The 328-nt window shown below is 47.3% G+C and carries 1 pseudogene; it reads left to right on the forward strand.

What is annotated here, in order from left to right:
• Positions 1-164, forward strand: a pseudogene (locus VPK24_RS00980) (transposase); the annotation flags it as partial.
• Positions 165-328: the final 164 nt, after the last annotated feature.

Genomic DNA, 328 nt, shown 5'->3' on the forward strand with positions numbered 1-328 from the left:
AGTATCGGTGATTCTCAGTCGGTGAAAACCACGGAAAAAAGGGGGTGGTCTACGGCTTCGATGGTGGCAAAAAGGTTAAGGGACGTAAACGCCACATTATCGTTGACTCGCAAGGGTTCCTAATGGGCGTGTTGGTGACTGAAGCGAATGCCTCTGAGCGATTGGGAGGGATTGTGGTGTTAGGGGAAGTGAAAGAGAAGCTACAGCCTTTGCCTATAACGAATGGCACGATATAATTATCAGTGTAGTGAAGTTATCGTCAGGAAAACTCATGAGTCTTTATTCGCTGGACTTGCGCCGAAAAATCGTAGAAGCTTACGAGAAGGGA

It is taken from the genome of Limnothrix redekei LRLZ20PSL1, from assembly GCF_043235035.1.
Taxonomy (GTDB): Bacteria; Cyanobacteriota; Cyanobacteriia; order CACIAM-69d; family CACIAM-69d; genus CACIAM-69d.